The following is a 17,555-nucleotide window of genomic DNA, read 5'->3' on the forward strand; positions in this document are numbered from 1 at the left end:
ACGCTCCCCGTCCTGGCGCCTTCGGCCGGGAACGGCCAGGCTGTGCGTAGGGTGGCTGAACTGGTGATCGACACAGGCGGTGGCACATGGAGTGGCAGAAGTTCGCCGAGGAGATGGCCGTGCTCGCGCGGACGCTGCTCAAGCAGGACTCGGTGCAGCAGACGCTGGACGAGATCGCGGCGTCGGCCGTGAAACTGGTGGACGGCTGTGACGCGGCCGGGATCCTCGCGGTGCGCAAGGGTCGCGCCGTCACGCTGTCCTCCTACGGCGACATGGTCGAGGAATCCGACCGGGTGCAGGGTGAACTGGGTGAGGGGCCGTGCTTCGATCTCGCCCGTCGCGCGGACGAGGACCGCGTGTTCCGGATCGCGGACATGACCCGGCCCCAGCCGGACTGGCCGCGGTACGCCGAGGCCGCCCGCGCACTGGGCATCGGGAGCATGACCGGGATTCTGCTCTACACCCATGACGAGGACTTCGGCGCGCTGAACCTGTACGCCCGCCGCCCGGGGGTCTTCACCGAGGAGAACACCACCGCCGGCTGGCTGCTGGCCTCGCACGCCGCCGTCGCCCTCGCGGACGCCCGCACCATCGATCAGCTGGAGCACGCCCTGGAGACTCGGCACGCCATCGGCGAGGCCATGGGCATCCTCATGGAACGCCACGGGATGAGCGAGGAGGACGCCTTCAACGTGCTGCGCAACATCTCCCAGCACCACAACATCAAGCTGCGGGACGTCGCGCAGCGGATCCGTGACAAGCGCACCGGTGATCCGGCGTGACGGCGGACGGGCGGTGTCGATGATCACCACAGACGGGTCCTCTCAACCGTCCGGACCGCTCCCGCGCCTGCAGCGCCCCCGACGAGGGCTTTCGGACCAGTCCACGCCCGGTGTCCGATCGCGGCCTTCGGTTACCGGAACGCCGATGGCACCAGCACCCCGCACCGCAGTCCCCTCGTCCCCCCTGCGGCAACCGTCCGCGCCCGTCCCGCCCGGCCGGCCGAGATCGCAGGTGCCGGGCCACTGGGTCACCCCGGCATCGCAAAGTTCCTGACCGCGTCACCGTTCGTCGCGCTGTCACGAGGGAACCGCTCCCGTGATGGAGAACGGTGGTACCGGACAGCGGTATGCCTCGGCGTCCGGCGTGAGCGCCACGCACTCCAGGCAGACTCCCGCGAGGGACGGTGGACGGTTCCCGATCACACCACACCATCGGCCGACGGCGGACACCTCACGCTCCCACCCGGTACGAGAGCGTAGCCGTCAATGAGGGTTTTCTGACAGTTCAGGTCCGGCACGGTCAGGTGCGCCTCTTGCCCGGCAGCCAACTAGTCGGCGCTCGGAGGGAGGGCGGCTGGTCCTGCGCCTGCTCCAGCCGGAGCAGGCGCCGTGCGGCGAGGCAGTCGATGAGTACGCTGACACGTCGCGGAACGTGCCCGTCCTCCTCGAGCAGTGCGTAGATGTCGGCAGCCGGTGTCGACAGGTGCGGCAGGACCCTGCGAGCTCGCCCCGCTCCAGAGGCGGTCTGACGTGCCACTCGGAGCGCATGGCGAGGACGGGTCGGCCGACTCGGGGTCCGAGCCAACTTCCGGGTTGCCAGCCTGAGTTAACGTCGATAACTTATCGTCCTCGACTCACATGGGAGCAGCCCGTGCCCACACTCGCAGCCGAAGACGTCTACGCGCTCGCGCCGTACGCCAAGACCCTCGGAGTCGTGTTCGACGAGATGACGGCAGCCGGCGTGCGAGCCACGCTGGCACATGATCTCTCGCTCTCCACGGTGGGCGGTGGCCTCCATGGCGGCGCCTTGATGGGACTCGCCGATGTGAGCGGTGCCGTGTGCGCCGCCCTCAACGGTCCGGCCGGCGCCGCACCGGCCACCGTGGAGTCGACCACGCACTTCCTTCGGCCGGCACGCACAGACGTCGTGGCGACAGCTCGTCCCCTGCGCGTGGGTCGCAATACCGTCATCGAGGTCGACATACACGATGCCGAAGGCGAACTGTGCGCCCGGGTGACCCAGGTCGTCACCGCGGTCAAACCGAAGACATCCTGATGCCGCTGCCTCCCGAAGGCCCCAGTCTGTGAGCGGCTCCCGCATGCGCGCCGCCAAGGGCCAGGGCGGCCTGCTCCGCGACCGGCTTCTCGACATCGCCGATCAACTGCTCGAGGACGGGGGCGCCGACGCTCTTACGATTCGCGCGGTGGCGACGAGCGCGGGAGTCACCCCGCCGGCCGTCTACCTCCACTTCGCCTCGAAGAGGGAACTCGTCCACGCCACATGCCTGCGTGTGTGGAGTTCGCTGTTCATCGAGTTGGAAGCAGTGTCCCGGAACGTCCCGGATCCGGTGACGGCGCTCTACGAAACCTGCGTCGCCTACATCGCATTCGGGCTTCGCCATCCCTCCCAGTACCGGCTGGTGATGGATGGCGAGGCCACCGAAGCCAGTCGCCGGAACGAGGACGCGTGTTTCCGCTATGTCCGGGACAAGGTCTCAGCCTGTCTCGATGCCGGGGTGCCGGTGGAGAGCACCACCGAAACCGCCAGACTGCTGTGTGCCGGCGTGCACGGCGCGGTGTGTCTCCTGATCCACCAGGAACGCGACGCATGGCCTGCGGACACCGCTCGCTATGCCGCCCGGGCGGCGTCCTCAGCCGTGCACGGCGCTCTTCTCACCGCATCTCACGCCTCCCGACCCTCGATGTCCGCCGTGATGCGGTCGGGCTGAACGCCGGCGACGACGAGGCGGCGCGATGTGCGCCATGCTCGTCATGATGGCCGCCCGACCGCCCGTCGCGGATCAGTGGCCACCGCTCGACGTAACCGCCAGGCGCTTCTTGAACGTCCTGCCGCCGTCCTTCGACTCGAACACCCCGGTTTGGGTGGCGGCGAGGACATGCTCGGCGCCGACGACGGTGAGTGCCTGTGGCCGGCCGCCCGGCACGGTGGAGACCTTTTTCCATGTGGTGCCGCCGTCCGTGCTGCGCTTGAGGCCGCCGGAGGTGTCGATGCCGTAGAGGCCGTCCTTCGCGCCCCAGGAGAGGAAGGCCATCACCGGCTCCTTCCCCGGGGCGAAGGTGTTTCCGCCGTCGCTGCTGCGTGCGACGCCTTCGGCGGTGGTGGCCAGGACGACGCCGGGGTCGGTGGGGCTGACTGCGATGTCCAGCGCTTTCAGCCGGGCCCCGTCCTTCCAGGAGACGCCATCCTTGGTCGTGCGCACCAGGCCGTTGGTGGAGTCGTAGCCAAAGACGGTGCCGCGGGCGGACTCCAGGGCGTGGAAGTCGGACTCGCCTGCCAGAGACAGTGACTTCCAGGTCTCGCCCGCGTCGGTGCTCTTGATGAGCCCCTTGTTGCCGCCAGAGGTCGGGTGGCCGCTGGCGTAGAACGTCTTGTCGTCGGCCACGGTGAAGCCCATGAAGTCGTCCTTGCTGTCGCCCACCAGCTCAGGCTCTCCCTTGGCGTCGGCGGTGTAGACGCCTTCGTGGGTGGCGACGTAGAGACGCTGGTCGGCGGGGTCGAGACCGAGACCGTGGATGTGGCTCACGGTCGTCCCGGAAGCGGCGGACGAGCCGTTCGATTCTGCGCTGTCTCCGTTGCTGGAGCATGCGGCCAGTGTGAGGGCGAGAGCCAGGGCAGTGGCCGCCACGGCGGCAGGGCGCTTGTTCATGATTCCTCGGGGGCGTACTGGGGCACGGGAGCGGCGACCGCCGATCACGGTCGTGCCGGCATGGGAAGGTGACCGCCCGGGCTCCTCGGGTGCGCGCCCCGGAGCCCCGGGCGGTCAGTGGGTGATGAGGATCAGAGCCGGTCGAGGATCTTCTCGAACTTCTCAACCTCGGCGGACTGGGCGCTCACGACGTCGCCGGCCAGCTTCTTGGCCGTGGCGTTACGACCCTTCTTCCGCTCGTCCTCCGCCATGATGATCGCGCCCTTGTGGTGCTCGATCATCATCTCCGCGAACATCCGGTCGAACTCGGTGCCCTTGGCAGCGTCGAGCTTCTTCATGTCCTCGTCGGACATCATTCCGGACTTCCCGGACCCGTGGTCCATGCCGGGCATGCTCTCCCCAGCGGACTCCGGCTTGCCCCAGACCTTCAACCAGGACTTCATGGTCTGGATCTCGGGGTCCTGGGCCTTCTCGATCTCCGCGGCCAGAGTCTTGATCTCCGCGTCGGAGGCCCGGCCGTCCGCGAGCTTGGACATCTCCAGGGCCTGCTCGTGATGCGGGATCATCATCTGCGCGAACATGACGTCCGCGTCATTGAACGCGCCGGGCGCCGGGTTCTCACCCGTCGACTGGGTCGGCGAGGAGGAGGCGGAGGCAGCGCTGCCGCTCCCGTGGTCCATGCCCTCCATGTCGTTCCCGCCGCAGGCGGCGAGCAGCAGCCCGCCCGCCGTGATGGCGCCCACCACCGCGAGACGGCGGCTCAGGCGGCGGTTGAGGGCGTGCTTGTAGGCAGTCATGTGCGAGGTACCTCTTGTCGTCAGTTCTGTCTGTGCGGACCAGGCGTCTGCGCGGGCAGCACGGAAGTGGCCGCCCGACGGTTCGGCCTATATCCGCAGAACTGACAACTGGGAGAGAAGCGGTCTTGGCGGTGGAGTGCCGGGGCGCGCCAAGGCCATCGATCGGGCGAGAAGGACGGTCAGCCGCTCATGTCGGCGGAACACCAGCGCATGCAGGAACAGCCCGAGCAGCCACACGGTGAGAACCGCCAAGCACACGGACATCGGGTCCATGCCGCTCGGGAACTCGTTCACCGGCGACTTGGTGGGCGACGCCGCCGTCCCGTGCTCGGCCGTCGTCTCCGGCAAGGACAAGGGCTCGGAGGGTGCGGCCTGATGGGCCATGCCGTCCTGGTGCGCACCCGCGACAGCGGGGATCGCGCCGCTCATGCCGTGCCCGGAGGAATGTTCGGGGTGGCCCATCGTGTGCATGGCGAACACGCCCAAGGTGAGCATGACGACCAGCAGGAGGTACCCGAAGGCCCCACCTGCGCGTAGCCGTCCGCTCATGCTCAAGCCTGCCCTCCGTACTCGACCTACAGGGATACTACTAAGTCCCTTGGTACTGGGCGCCGGCACCGGGCGCCGGCCGCCCCGTACGACAAGGCGGCTGCGGCTACCTCGGCACCGCCATCGCTGCAGCCCTCACGATCTGGTTGCATACCGCCGGACATGCCTGAGCCGGCCCGGCCCCGGAGCCCCGTTCTCGGACCCGTCGTCGCCCGGAGGCCGTCGGCCCGACGGCGAGGACGGCAAGGGTCACAAGGGCGGCGACGGCGGTGAGCGTGCGGGCGTTGTCGAACAGTTCCCAGCGGCGCAGGATCTCCGCACCGTCGGCCGGCGGAGTGGTGGCGGCCCACTGTGTGACGCGGCCGTTGATCGGGACGTTCCCGAACCGGGTGACCAGGAGGGCGCCAGGGTCAGGGTGCACGCCGTACAGGCGAGGGCGCGGTCCCGGGCGCGGGTCGGCACGGCAAGGGTGAGGGAACCGAGAGTCGAGACCGCCATCGCGCCCTGCACGGTGATCCCGACCCCTGCCAGCAGCGGCGGCACGGCCTGCGCGGTCAGGGCGCGAGGGGACCGCCCAGTACGTCGAGGACGGTCCCTCCGAGCAGCCCCAGAACGACGGATCCGGCCGCCGCACCGTAGGCGGTCACAGCGGCCGTCCGTGACGTCTGTCGGGCATCACCTGCTGGTCCGCGCGCGAGGAACGCCGGGGCGATCCAGCGCAGGTAGTAGAAGAGGGATGCCACCGTGTTGACGGCTGCGACGACGGCCAGCCAGGCGTAGTCGCCGTCGAAGGCCGCGCTGAAGGCCTCCAGTTTGCCGAGGAAGACCGCGGTCGGGGGCGTGCCCACCAGGCCCAGCAGGCAGACGACGAGCGAGCCCAGCAAGGCCGGGTGCGCCCGTGCCAGGCCGCGGTAGTCGTCGATGGTGTGGGCTCCGGGAAGTGCGCAGACGACAGCGAAGGCCCCGAGGTTGGTCAGCGCGTACCCGGCCAGGTAGTACAGCAGCGCCACCTGGTCGAGGCCGGTGCGTCCGGCGACGGCCACCGGGAGCAGGAGGTAGCCGACCTGGCTGATGGTGGAGTACGCGAGCAGCCGTGTGACGTCCTGCTGGAAGAAGGCCGCCAGGTTGCCCAGGGTCATGGAGGCGACCGAGAGCACGGCCACCAGGTCGGCCCAGGGCAGGTCGGCGTCCGCGAGCGGCACCGCGCCGAGCCGGTAGAGGGCCGCCAGGGCGCCGATCTTCGGGATGGTGGTGAGGAAGGCGGCGACCTGGACCGAGCTGCCCTGGACCGCGTCCGGCACCCAGAAGTGGCCGGGCACGCCTCCGGCCTTGAACAGGACACCGGCGAGCAGGGCGAGCGTGCCGACCGCCACCAGTCCGGTCGGTGCCTCGGCGAGCTCTGAGCGCAGCATGGGGTACGCGGTCGCCCGGCCGGCGGCGAGCAGGACGGTGATGCCGGTGAGCATCAGGACGCCGAGGAGCGCGCCGACAACGTAGAACTTCAAGGCCGCCTCGGTGCCGGGGCCGTCCTTGCGGAATCCGGCGAGCGCGTAGGCGGGCACGCCGGCCAGCAGGTAGCCGGCGGCGAGAAGCAGCAGGTCCTGGGCTCCGGCGAGTACGAGGGCGCCTGCAGCGGCGAGCTGGAGGAGGACGTAGAACTCGGTTTCCCGCGGGTCGGCGTACAGGCGCGGCATGGCGAGCGCGAGGACGAGCAGGGTGCCGCCCAGGATGACGATCCTGCTGGTGGCGGTGACCGGATCGATGGCGAAGGACTCACCGAAGGCCGTCTTCACCGGCCCTGCCGCAGCGATGGCGGCAGCCACGATCCCTCCGAGACAGGCTGCGCCCGCCAGCGCCCCGGTCAGCCACTGGCGGCGACGCGGCAGCCACGCTCCGAGCAGCAGCCCGAGCACGGCCGAGGCGGCCATCAGCACCTCGGGCAGGAGGTCGAGGGGGTTCTCGTTCATCCCGGTCATCTCGTTCATCGCGCGAGCAGCTCCAGCACGGCGCGGGAGGCCGGTTCGATGACGTCGAGGACGAACCGGGGCGCGAGGCCGAGGACGACTCCCAGGACCAGCAGGGGGACGATCGCGAATCCTTCGTAGATGCGGACGTCGGGGAACGGCCGGTCGGCACCGGGCGCGGCGGCGGGCAGCCGCAGCGGCCCGAGGAAGACCTGTTGCAGTGCGCGCAGGAACAGGCCGGCGGTGAGCAGGATCCCGAGCACGGCAAGGCCGGTGGCGACCGGCTCGGGCCCGAGGCTTCCGGTGAGGATCTGGAACTCGGCGATGAAGCCGGAGAAGCCCGGCAGCCCGAGCGAGGCGAAGGCGGCGACGCCGGTCAGCGCGGCGAAGACGGGTGCCCGCTCGGCGACACCCGAATACGCGGACATCTCGTACGTACGCCCGCGTTCGTACAGCACGCCGGACAGCAGGAACAGGGCGCCGGTCAGCAGGCCGTGGCTGACCATCTGGAAGACCGAGCCGGTGACGGCGAGGCGGCGGGCCTCCTCCTGGCCGGCGCCGACGGCCCCGGCCGCGCCGATCGCCAGGACGATGTAGCCCATGTGGTTCACGGACGTGTAGGCGACCATCCGCTTGAAGTCGGTCTGGGCGAGGGCGACCAGTGCTCCGTACAGCACCGAGACCACACCGATGACGACGAAGACGAGCGCGTAGTCGCGCCAGGCGTCGGGCAGGACGGGCATCGCGATGCGCAGGAAGCCGTACGTGCCCATCTTCAGCAGCACGCCGGCGAGGATCGCCGACCCGGCGGCCGGGGCGTCGGTGTGGGCGGGCGGCAGCCAGGTGTGGAAGGGCACGGTCGGGGTCTTCACCGCCAGCCCGGCGGCGATGGCGAGGAGGACCGGGGCTTGGTAGGTGGAGCGTCCGGCGAGGGGGTTGGCGTTGGTCAGTTCGACGATGTCGAAGGTGTGCGGGTCAGCGGCCAGGTAGAGGCCGATGAAGCCGAGCAGCAGGGCGAGGGAGCCGATGAAGGTGTAGAGGAAGAACTTCAGCGCGGCGCGGGCGGCGCCCTCATGTCCCCACCCGGCGATGAGGAAGTACATCGCCACGATGGACAGGTCGAAGAAGACGAAGAACAGGATCAGGTCGAGGGCCACGAACAGGCCGAGGCACGTCGTCTGCAGGAAGAGGAACAGCGCCGCGAACTCCCGCACCTTTCGCGTCTCGCGCCACGCGTAAAGGGCGCAGGCGAAGAAGAGTACGCAGGTGACGGCCACCAGCGGCAGGGACAGTCCGTCGACGCCGACGTGGTAGCTGATGCCCGCGCTGGGGATCCAGCGGGCCCGGGTCTCGTACCGCATGCCGCCGTCGGCCCGGTATCCCGCCCAGACGATCACGGTCAGGACCAGCTCGGCGGCGGCGGTCGCCGCCCACGCCGACAGGAACAGGGTGCGGGACGCGCTGCGGGGCAGGCACAGCAGGAGGGCCGCCATGGCGGTCGGGAGCAGAACGAGGGCCGTGAGCACGGCGGTCACCTCACGAGGACGAGGACGACGGCGAGGACGGTGAAGGCGGCGACCGCCTGAGCGAGGTACTGGTGCAACTGCCCGGTCTGCGGTCGGCGTGCCCACCGGCCGAGCGCACGGGCGCCGCCGGCCACACCCTCCACGGTGCCGTCGACAAGGCCCTCCGCCCGGGCGTTGGTCCACTGCGCCAGCCGGACCGAGCCGCGGGCGGTGCCTTCGACTGCGCGGTCCAGCACGCGGTCGTCGAAGGCGGCAAGCGCGTCGGCGAGGCTCAGTACCGGGTTCACGAGGAGCGTGCGCGCGGCGGTCTCCAGGCGAAGCCATTCCGACGCCAAGGAGGTGATCGGGCTGGGCAGGGCCAGCAGTTGAGGACCACGGATCCAGACCACGGCCGAGACGGCCCCCGCGAGCGCGCCGGACAGGGCGAACTCCCATGCGTACGGATTCGGTTGCGCCTCACCGCCGAGCACCCGCTCCACCGCGTCCCGTACGGGCGGGAAGGACGTGACAGTCAGTGCGGCGCAGGCGACGGCCAGAGCCGCGAGCGGCAGCCGGGCCGCATACGGCAGCGGCTGCTCACGGGCATCCGGTACGGCAGCGGGCTGCCAGACGAACCACAGGGCTTTCGCACTGTAGACCGCGGAGATCACCGCACCGGCCAACCCGACGATGTACAGCGCCGCGTTGTCCTCCAAGGCACCGGCGAGGAGTACGTCCTTGGCCGCCCACAGGGCAAAGGGCGGGACTCCTGCCAGAGCCAGGGCCGCAACGGTGAAGGTGATCCCGGCCGTGCGGTGCCGCCGGGCCGCGCCGCGCAGGGCGGGCAGCGCCTTGGTGCCGAGGGCCGTCAGCCAGGCGCCCGCGACGAGGAAGGCCAGGCTCTTCGCGGCGGCATGGGCGACGAGCTGCAGAGTTCCGCCAGTGGCGGCACCGGCCCCGGCGGCGAGCACCATGAAGCCGATCTGGGCACAGGTCGATGCGGCGAGCAGTTGCTTGAGGTCGGTCTGCGCCACGGCGACCAGGCCGAGCACCACCGCCGTCACCGCGCCCGTCCACGCCACCACCTGTCCGCCCCAACCGGACTGCGCGAGCAGCGGCTCCAACCGGAGCAGCAGATACGCCCCGGCCACGACCATCGTCGCCGAGTGCAGCAGGGCGGAGACCGGGCTGGGCCCCTGCATGGCCCTGGACAACCAGAAGCTGAACGGAAGTTGGGCCGACTTGCCGAAAGCGGCCGCGATGACGCCGGCGGTGATGGTGTCGGACCACGCGCCGGTCGCGGCCGTGAGGTCCTCGAGGGCGAGTGAACCGGCCTGCCCGCTCGCCAGCGCCGCCCCGGCGGCGAGGTAGAGGCCGAGGTCGGCGGCGCGGGTGGTGAGGAAGGCCGTGTTCGCCGCATCGCCGCGCCCGGGGTCGCGCCACCAGTAGCCGATCAGCGCCCAGGAGGTGGCGCCCATGACCTCCCACGCCATCAGCAGGACCGGCAGGGTGGTCGCGGTGACCGTGGTCAGCATCGCGCCGCTGAACAGCAGCATCAGGCCGAAGAAACGGGCGCGCGCCTCGCCGGGTCCGATGTCCGCGACGCTGAACAGCAGGACGGCCGCGGTCACCGCCGTCACGGTCACGACCATGAGGCCCGACAACCCGTCGACCGCGAGCCCGGCGGGAAGTCCTTCGAGCAGCGGCGCCGCGACCCGCGGGTGCTCGAACGCCACGGCGACGGCGAGGCCGAGCGCGGCGACGGCCGTGCCGACCGCGGCACCGGGGGCGTACCGGTCCGCCGGGCGGCCCGCGACCGCGAGCAGGGTCCCCACCGTCAGCGGCAGCGCGACGAGCGCCCACAGCAGCGCGCTCACTCCTTCAGCTCCGCCGCCATGTCGGTCATGTCGACCTCACGAGCCCGGAAGAGCGCCGTGACCACGGCGAACCCGATGGCCATCTCCACCGCCATCACGGTGACCGCGAGGACCACCAGCACCTGCCCGTCGGCGGCGGCCGGGGCGATGTAGTGCCAGACGGCCGCCGCGCCCACGATGATGCCGCCCAGCATCAGTTCGAGCCCCATCATGAGCATCACGATCGACTGCTGGGTGAGCGCGCCGAACAAGCCGATACAGAACAGCGCGGCGGCGAGCAGCAGGAACAGATCCAGGCTCATCGGCCCGTCCCTCCCTGGACCGGGTCGTCGGCCCTGCGCGCTTTCAGGTCGTCGCCGAAGCGGTCGTAGCGGCCCCGGCGGGTGGCCAGGACGACGGTCGCGACGATGGTGGCGAACAGCGCGAGCCCCAGGGTCATCATGGTGAGCATCTGAGGACCCATCAGCGACAGGCCCAGATCCATGGTGGGATCGTCCGACGGCCTGCCGCGCCGGGACGGCCACGGGGCGAGCAGGATCCCCGCGGCGAGCGCGACGAAGACCACCGCGCAGATCGCGGCCGCACCCTGCTTGTTGTGGACCATGGTCATCGGCATGAGCCCAGCCGGGTTCATCATGTACATCACCATGAACACGGCCATGATGGCCATCTCGATGGTCATCATCAGCACGATCACGACCCCGAGGTAGTCCAGCCCGAGCAGCAGCACTTCACCGCCCACGCACAGCAGCGAGGTCAGCAGCGCGTACGTCGCCCGGGCCATGGAGTCGAACCGGAACACCATGACGCCACTGGCCACCGCCAGCAGGGCTAGCACCCAGAAGATCACGTCGTCGAGCAGGGCCCTCACCTCCTCAACGGTTCATGACGACGACGGCCACGAACAGCGCCTGAAGCAGCGTCAGCGGCACCAGCGCCATCCACGCCAGTTCCATGTACCGATCCATCCGCAAGGTGGGCAGCAGCCGGCGTCCAGCCACCAGCAGCGCCAGGACAGCCGCGGTCTTCAGCAACGTCCACGCCCAGCCCGGCAGCAGCGGGCCGTGCCCTCCGCCGAGAAACAGCGGCACGCTGAAACCGGCGGTCACCACAAGCAGCAGCCACCGCCCGCCCAGGAACACCAGCCGGTCCACACCCGCCAGCTCGGCGGCGGCCCCACCGGCCGCGTCCCGCGACAGCGGATGCTCGAACGGTCCCCAGAACGCCATCGCGAGCGCGCTCAGCAGATAGACGACGAACGAGGCCGGCATCCACACCGCGAACCACAGTCCGTCCTGGGCCGCGACCACGCCCCCGACCCGCAGGGACTCGGCGCCGAGAGAGGCGGTGGTGATCGCGAACATGTGCGGAAGTTCGTACGCCAGCCCCTGCGCCAGGAACCGGTACCCGCCGATCAGCGACAGCGCCGAGTTCGGTCCCCAGCCCGCCAGCCATACCGCCGCCCAGGCCAGGGCCTCCATCGCGTTGAACCACACGATGCCGACGGACGGATCGCTCACGGCACCAAAGCCCCACGGCAGTACGGCACCCGCGAGCACAGCGGCCACCGGGACCAGCACCACTCCGAGCCTTCCGAGCAGCCGGTCGGCGGCCGTCGTACGGCGCGGCTGCTGAACGAGCAGCCGCAGGGCCTCGCGTAGCGGAGCCGTCGCCCGCAGCCCGGCCTCCCGGACACTGCCGGCGCGGCCGCGCTCGGCCGACGCGGACAGTACCGCGTCGAACCCGGCGGTGAACACGGCGGCCACGGCCAGGGTGACGGGAAGGACGACGGTCGCCCACAGGGGCGCTGCATCACGCACGGGCCGTTCCGGGCACGGTCGCGGGGGCGAGTTCGTCGAGGTCGGGGTCCAGGCTGGCCACGATGATCCGTGCGCAGGCGAACTCGGCGCCCGTCAGGAGTTCGGGGAGGACGTCGAGCAACGCCTGTGACGGCGGCCGTGGCCCGTCCAGCCGGCCACGTGGGCCGGTCCGGTCATCCGGCGCCAACGGCCGTGTGTCGTCGAGCCCTTCGAGGCCGCGCTCGACCTCGCTCAGCCACATCAGCAGCCGGTCGTACGCGTCCCCGTCCGCGGCGAGCGCCGGTCCGGTCACTCCGGCCGCCCGGGCCCTGTCCGCCGACAACTCCCCCAGCCCGGCGATCGACCAGCGCAGGGGCCTGGACCGTCCGATTCTGTGCAGCGTCCTGCGCAGATCGCCGCCGATCCCCTCATGCGACGCCCCCGACAGCAGCTCGTCCCGCAGTCGACGGCACCGCACTGCGACGTCGTCCCAGCCGACGACGGCAAGGAGACGTCCCGCACTGTCCAGATGCGCGGCACAGCGGCGGCGTACGGCGCCGCCCCTGGTGACATCCTCGCCGTGTGCGGCCCGTAGCCACGGCTCGTCCCAGAACGGCAGTCGATGGCCGGACACCCCGGGGAGGCGGTCCACCTCGACGCCCTGTACGACGTCTCCTTGCAGGGTGAGACGGAGAACGAGACCCGCCGGCCAGTCGCTCAGCCCGGGACCGAAGGGCACATGCAGCTGGTCGAGCCGCAACTCGTCCCGGTCGTCCGCCCGTTCTGCCATCGGCAGGCCCGCCACCTCTCCCATGGTGTGCATGTCATGGCCCATGTGATCCATATGGCCGCCATGCCTGTGGTGACCCATGTGGTCCATGTGCGTCGCATGGTCAGCGGGTTGGTGGGATGCGTCTCCCTCGTGGCCGGAGTGAGCGGCATGACCGCCATGGCCGTGGTCCATGCCGTGGTCGTCATGACCTTGGCCGTCGGGTGCTGCGGGCGGCGAGCTGTCGTGGTGCGCGCCGTGGCAGTGCTCGTCCGCGTGTACCTCGTGCTCGCCGTGCTCGTGGGTGCCATGCTCGCCCGTTGGTGCCTCGGACCGGTCGTCCATGTGTTCCTGCGGACCGGACGGGTGCGCCTCGTCCTGGTGATCTCCGGGCTCGTGCCCCGCGTGTCCGAGGCGCGGGCTCTCCGCCCGATCCGCCATGTCGCGGTGGTTCACATGAGCTGCCGCGTCGGCGCCGCGCGGGGTCATCGCCCTGTCGATCAGGTCCCTGCGCGCCGTGCCGAGGGCGTGTGCGACCTGCCCGCCCTCCCCCACCACGATGCGCACGGCGGGCTGCGGCATCGACCACTCCATGCGGTCCAGCCACGCCGCGTCCTCCGGCGCCGGAACGCCGCAGACGACCAGCAGATCCGCGGCGGCTGGAGTGCCGGCTCCGGGCCACCCCCGCCGGCGCACCTCCGCCTCGGTCTCCAGCCGGAGTTCCGTGGCTCCGGGCAGCGTGACCGCGAACACCGCCGGGCGATTCATCGCCGTACGCCGCACAAGACCCCTCAGGTCCACCTCAGAGCCCCCTCACGCCAGGCGTACGTCACCGCCGCCAACAGGATGCCGAGGAAGAGGAACATCTCCACGACGGCCGTGGTGCCGACCTCCGAGACGACCTTCACCCACGGGTACATGAAGAGCATCTCCATGTCGAAGGCCAGAAAGATCATGGTGACCGGGTACCAGCGCACGTGGAACCGGGACACGGCGTGCTCGCCCGGCTTGAAACCTCCGGCGAAAGGGCCGGTTTCCAGGGGAGCCCGCGCTGCCGCCAGCCACAGGCCCAGCCCGTACAGGCCGACCAGACCGGCCCCGACCACACCGAGGAGGACCAGCATCGGCTGCCATGCATCCATCCGCCCGACCTCCGTTCTCGGCGTCCTACCGCTTATGGTGCGTGACCGGCTGGTTCGAGCCCTGGAGGCGGGGCCCGAACCATCGGGAACATTCCTGCCCAAAACGACGGTCGGAGAGCAGGCTGCCCATGACGGCGACTCCGGTCGCCGCGCCGAGCTGGATGGCGGCACTGTCGGTGGCCGAGCCGACCCGAGGTCCGTTTCGGGCAGCGAGCCGACGATGGCGTCGCTGGTCGGGGTGATGACGGACCCGGCGCCCCACCTCCACAGCGGCATGGCCACGAGAGCCCGGCGACAGCCGTCCGTCGCCTCGGTGGTGGCGAGCACCGCTGAGGAGGCGCTCAGCATGGCGAGTCCGACGGCCGCAACGGTGCGCATCCCCAGGCGTGGCGCGAGGAGGCCCGCCGGCGGTCCGGCGGCCGGCAGCGCGAGCGCGTGGGCGGGGCACCGTGCGGTGCCCCGCCCCTGGCCAGAGGACCGGCGGGTCAGACGCTCGTGGCCAGCGACTCGGAAGCGGGCTGTGCCGCCAGTCGGCCGGTGCGGTGCAGGCCGTACAGGGCGGCGGCGCACGCCAGGCCGAGCACGATCAGGGCGATCCACGGCAGCGCGGGCATCCCGGCGGCCCGCGCGGCGTCGAGCGCGGCGCCGGTGCCCAGGTTGCCGACGGTGATACCGACGCCGCAGATCGTGTTGTACAGCCCGTAGTGGGTGGCGACGAGTCGGTCACCGGAGAGGCGGACGATGGTGTCCATCTCGAACGGGTAGGCGATCATCGTGCCGACGGCCAGCAGCAGCGCGGCGAGCGTCGGAGGCACCGCCGCGAGCAGCCACAGCCCGATCCCGGACTCCGGTACGGGCACTGCGGTGGCCAGCAGCAGAGGGACAAAGGCCAGGCCCATGGCCGCCAGCCCGCGCACGAGCGCCTGCCCGGGCTCGTACCGCGCCTTGCACCACGCCGTCACCCGCGTCTGACCGACGATCGTGCTCAGCCCGGAGACCGCGAAGAGCATCGCCACCGCCGCGGTGCCGAACTCCCCGTCGCCGCCGAGCCGGCGCACCTCCAGCGGCAGCGCCAGGTAGACCTGGAAGGACAGGACGTATGAGCCGATCATGGCGACGGAGAAGAGCAGGAACGGCCGGTTGACGAGGATGCCGCGCCACTGGGCGAGCACACCCTGGCCGCCGTCGGTCCCCTGCCGCGTGGCGTCCTCAGCCCGCCGAGCGGGCAGCGCGCGGATTTGTACGACGCTCAGCAGCGCGAAGATCCCGGCCGACACCAGGCAGGTGACGCGGAAGTCCACCCCGGTCAGCACCATCCCCACCAGCGGGCCCAGCAGGATGCCCGCCTGGTAGAACACGTTGAACAACGCGAACGCCTCGACCCTGCGCTCCCCCGCGTCGGCCGCAAGGTAGGCCCGTACGGCCGGATTGAACAGCGCCCCGGCCAGCCCGGTGGCCGCGGACGCGGCAAGTAGTGCGGGAAGTGAGTCGACGAGCCCGAGCGCCGCGAAGCCGAGGGTGCGCAGCACACAGCCGGCGACGATCATCGGCTTGTAGCCCAGCCGGTCGGCGAGCGTGCCACCGACCAGGAACATGCCCTGCTGGCTGAAGTTCCGTACGCCGAGGACGAGTCCCACGATCCAGCCGGCCAGCCCGAGGGTGCCGGAGAGGTGGGCGGCCAGGTAGGGCATCAGCATGTAGAAGCCGAGGTTGATGGTGAACTGGTTCACCATCAACAGCTGGACGCTGCGTTCGTACGACCGGACCTGGGTGAGCAGCCCCTTCACCGGTCCTCCTCCGAAGCGTCGGCCTCGACATCCGATCCGCCCTGGGTGCCTTGCAGCGTGAGGGGATCAACGACCGTGGTGCACCGGGTCCAGCGGGTGACCTCCTTCTCGTCCATGCGGCCGAGCAGCTCCGGTTCGGGTGCCTGTGGCGACTCCAGCAGGCCGTGGGCGGCGCAGTAGTCGTCGTCGTAGACCGTCCCCAGGTATCGCTGCGGACCGTCGGGGAAGATCGCGACGATTCGCGCGTCCGCCGGCATCGTCCGTGCCAGCCAGCCGGCCACCAGCGCGACCGCGCCGACGCTCCAACCGCCGGTGGCGTAGTGGGGGAGGCGGCCAGTTGGCGGCAGGTCCACACGGCCTCGTGCGGGGCGACCCAGTGCACCTCGGAGAAGTTCTCGTAGGCGACGTTGCGGGGGTGGATGCTGGAGCCGAGTCCGCGCATCAGGCGGGGTCGGGCGGGCTGGCCGAAGATCGTGGAGCCGATGGTGTCCACGCCGACGACGGTCAGCTCGGGGTAGAGCTGGCGCAGGACCCGGGAGACGCCCGCGGAGTGGCCGCCGGTGCCGACGCTGCACACCAGCAGGTCGATGTGGCCCAGCTCGGAGGCGAGTTCGAGGGCCAGCGGCGTGTAGGCGGCGACGTTGTCGGGGTTGCTGTACTGGTCCGGGCACCAGGAGCCGGGGTGCTGCTCCAGCAGCCGCTGGACACGCTCGCGGCGGGCCTGCTGCCAGCCGCCCGTGGGGTGTGGCTCGGAGACGACGTTGACCTGGGCACCGTACGCGGTCAGCAGCCGGGTCATGGACAGCTCAAGACCCGGATCGGTGACCAGGGTGATCGGGTGGCCGTACACCATCCCGGCCAGCGCCAGTCCCAGGCCCAGGGTGCCGCTGGTGGACTCGATGATCCGTCCGCCGGGCCGCAGGTCGCCACGGGCCCGGGCCCGCTCCACCATGTGCAGCCCCGGACGGTCCTTGATACCGCCGGGGTTAAAGCCCTCCAGCTTCGCCCAGAAGCCACGCCCGGCCGGGGCCAGCGGCTCCGACACCCGCAGCAGCGGGGTGTTGCCCACCAGCCCGGACAGGGCGGAACGGCCCGAGGGGATCGCGGCCTTGGTCAATGACTGCATGGTTGTGTGTTCACTCTCGCTCGATGAATGCATGGTGAGGGTTCATCTCGCGCCCCCCGCGGCGACAGGACGGACCGAGGTCCGCTGCAGGCCTGGGGACGCGGCAGCGACGGGGGCCGTCAGCTGCGAGCGAGTGGTCTAGATCCGCCACCGAGACGTACGAACGAGCGTCACGCGCCCGGTGCGTGTCCTGCGACGTCTGCACAGTTCATGCCGTGCCGGGGCTCTTCCCGCCATCGCGGACACGGCGACAAGGGCGACCACGGCCATCGCGCCGAGCGGGAACTCCTCCATCGACTGGGCCGCACGGACGGCCGTGTCCGACGCACAGCCCTCGGCCCCGTGGGGGATGTGGTGCTCGTGAGGCTCCCCACCCGCGGCAATCGTCGAAGCAGCGGCGGGTACGGGCACTGACCCGTGCGCCTCCTCTGCCGCGCCATGAAGGACGGCGCACAGCATGAGCGCCAGTACGAGGGCGCCGCGGATCGTTGAGACGAGTCGGCGCCATGAGGGAGAGCTGCCTGGGATCCAAAGGGCATAAGCGGGGATACGGAAGTGTGTCGGCACAGG

16 protein-coding genes and 1 pseudogene are annotated in these 17,555 nt (G+C 70.7%); 3 read left to right on the forward strand and 14 right to left on the reverse strand.

The window, feature by feature from the left end:
• Positions 1-86: 86 nt before the first annotated feature.
• The 3 genes from ACIQHQ_RS20215 to ACIQHQ_RS20225 all read left to right on the forward strand — a co-directional run bounded on the left by ACIQHQ_RS20215 (position 87) and on the right by ACIQHQ_RS20225 (position 2,731).
• A complete protein-coding gene (locus ACIQHQ_RS20215) occupies positions 87-782 on the forward strand; it encodes a GAF and ANTAR domain-containing protein (protein ID WP_402613260.1) in 696 nt (231 codons plus the stop codon).
• Between the two features lie 871 nt (positions 783-1,653).
• Positions 1,654-2,058 carry a PaaI family thioesterase gene (locus ACIQHQ_RS20220; protein WP_402613261.1) on the forward strand — a complete coding sequence of 135 codons (405 nt, stop codon included), beginning with the start codon at positions 1,654-1,656 and terminating at the stop codon, positions 2,056-2,058.
• A 43-nt stretch (positions 2,059-2,101) separates the two neighbouring features.
• Entirely contained in the window at positions 2,102-2,731 is a 630-nt protein-coding gene (locus tag ACIQHQ_RS20225) for a TetR/AcrR family transcriptional regulator (protein ID WP_402613262.1), read from the forward strand.
• Between the two features lie 72 nt (positions 2,732-2,803).
• Here the strand turns inward: ACIQHQ_RS20225 and ACIQHQ_RS20230 are convergent, their stop codons facing one another.
• The 14 genes and pseudogenes from ACIQHQ_RS20230 to ACIQHQ_RS20295 form a co-directional block, all read right to left on the reverse strand.
• Positions 2,804-3,670, reverse strand: a complete 867-nt coding sequence (locus ACIQHQ_RS20230; protein WP_402613263.1) for a F510_1955 family glycosylhydrolase — start codon at positions 3,668-3,670, stop codon at positions 2,804-2,806.
• Positions 3,671-3,801: 131 nt separating this feature from the next.
• Positions 3,802-4,467 carry a DUF305 domain-containing protein gene (locus ACIQHQ_RS20235; protein ID WP_402613264.1) on the reverse strand — a complete coding sequence of 222 codons (666 nt, stop codon included), beginning with the start codon at positions 4,465-4,467 and terminating at the stop codon, positions 3,802-3,804.
• An 87-nt stretch (positions 4,468-4,554) separates the two neighbouring features.
• Positions 4,555-5,016 (reverse strand): hypothetical protein, encoded by a 462-nt coding sequence (locus ACIQHQ_RS20240; RefSeq protein ID WP_402613265.1) that lies wholly within the window; start codon positions 5,014-5,016, stop codon positions 4,555-4,557.
• A gap of 106 nt (positions 5,017-5,122) precedes the next feature.
• Positions 5,123-5,437 (reverse strand): hypothetical protein, encoded by a 315-nt coding sequence (locus tag ACIQHQ_RS20245; RefSeq protein ID WP_402613266.1) that lies wholly within the window; start codon positions 5,435-5,437, stop codon positions 5,123-5,125.
• 133 nt (positions 5,438-5,570) lie between these two features.
• Positions 5,571-6,992, reverse strand: a complete 1,422-nt coding sequence (locus ACIQHQ_RS20250; RefSeq protein WP_402613482.1) for an NADH-quinone oxidoreductase subunit N — start codon at positions 6,990-6,992, stop codon at positions 5,571-5,573.
• A 5-nt stretch (positions 6,993-6,997) separates the two neighbouring features.
• The gene (locus ACIQHQ_RS20255; protein WP_402613267.1) at positions 6,998-8,506 is read right to left on the reverse strand and encodes a NuoM family protein; all 1,509 of its coding nucleotides are present in this window, start codon (positions 8,504-8,506) and stop codon (positions 6,998-7,000) included.
• A 5-nt stretch (positions 8,507-8,511) separates the two neighbouring features.
• Positions 8,512-10,362, reverse strand: coding sequence for an NADH-quinone oxidoreductase subunit L (locus ACIQHQ_RS20260; RefSeq protein ID WP_402613268.1), 1,851 nt, complete (start codon positions 10,360-10,362; stop codon positions 8,512-8,514).
• A complete protein-coding gene (gene nuoK, locus ACIQHQ_RS20265; RefSeq protein WP_402613269.1) occupies positions 10,359-10,664 on the reverse strand; it encodes an NADH-quinone oxidoreductase subunit NuoK in 306 nt (101 codons plus the stop codon). Before nuoK ends, ACIQHQ_RS20260 begins: the two co-directional genes overlap by 4 nt.
• On the reverse strand, positions 10,661-11,224 hold the full coding sequence (locus ACIQHQ_RS20270) for an NADH-quinone oxidoreductase subunit J (protein WP_402613484.1): 564 nt from the start codon (positions 11,222-11,224) through the stop codon (positions 10,661-10,663). The genes nuoK and ACIQHQ_RS20270 overlap by 4 nt, the downstream gene beginning before the upstream one ends.
• Positions 11,225-11,237: 13 nt before the next feature.
• Positions 11,238-12,182, reverse strand: coding sequence for an NADH-quinone oxidoreductase subunit H (locus ACIQHQ_RS20275; RefSeq protein ID WP_402613270.1), 945 nt, complete (start codon positions 12,180-12,182; stop codon positions 11,238-11,240).
• Complete coding sequence (locus ACIQHQ_RS20280; RefSeq protein WP_402613271.1) at positions 12,175-13,698, reverse strand: hypothetical protein; 1,524 nt, start codon at positions 13,696-13,698, stop codon at positions 12,175-12,177. The genes ACIQHQ_RS20275 and ACIQHQ_RS20280 overlap by 8 nt, the downstream gene beginning before the upstream one ends.
• 23 nt (positions 13,699-13,721) lie before the next feature.
• Positions 13,722-14,072: an NADH-quinone oxidoreductase subunit A gene (locus ACIQHQ_RS20285; protein ID WP_402613272.1), complete on the reverse strand. Its 351-nt coding sequence runs from the start codon at positions 14,070-14,072 to the stop codon at positions 13,722-13,724.
• A gap of 485 nt (positions 14,073-14,557) precedes the next feature.
• Positions 14,558-15,859, reverse strand: coding sequence for an MFS transporter (locus ACIQHQ_RS20290; protein ID WP_402613273.1), 1,302 nt, complete (start codon positions 15,857-15,859; stop codon positions 14,558-14,560).
• A pseudogene (locus tag ACIQHQ_RS20295) lies at positions 15,856-16,985 on the reverse strand (PLP-dependent cysteine synthase family protein). Before ACIQHQ_RS20295 ends, ACIQHQ_RS20290 begins: the two are co-directional and overlap by 4 nt.
• Between the last annotated feature and the right edge of the window lie 570 nt (positions 16,986-17,555).

Origin of the sequence: Streptomyces sp. NPDC092370, assembly GCF_044755265.1 — a bacterium.
GTDB lineage: Bacteria > Actinomycetota > Actinomycetes > Streptomycetales > Streptomycetaceae > Streptomyces.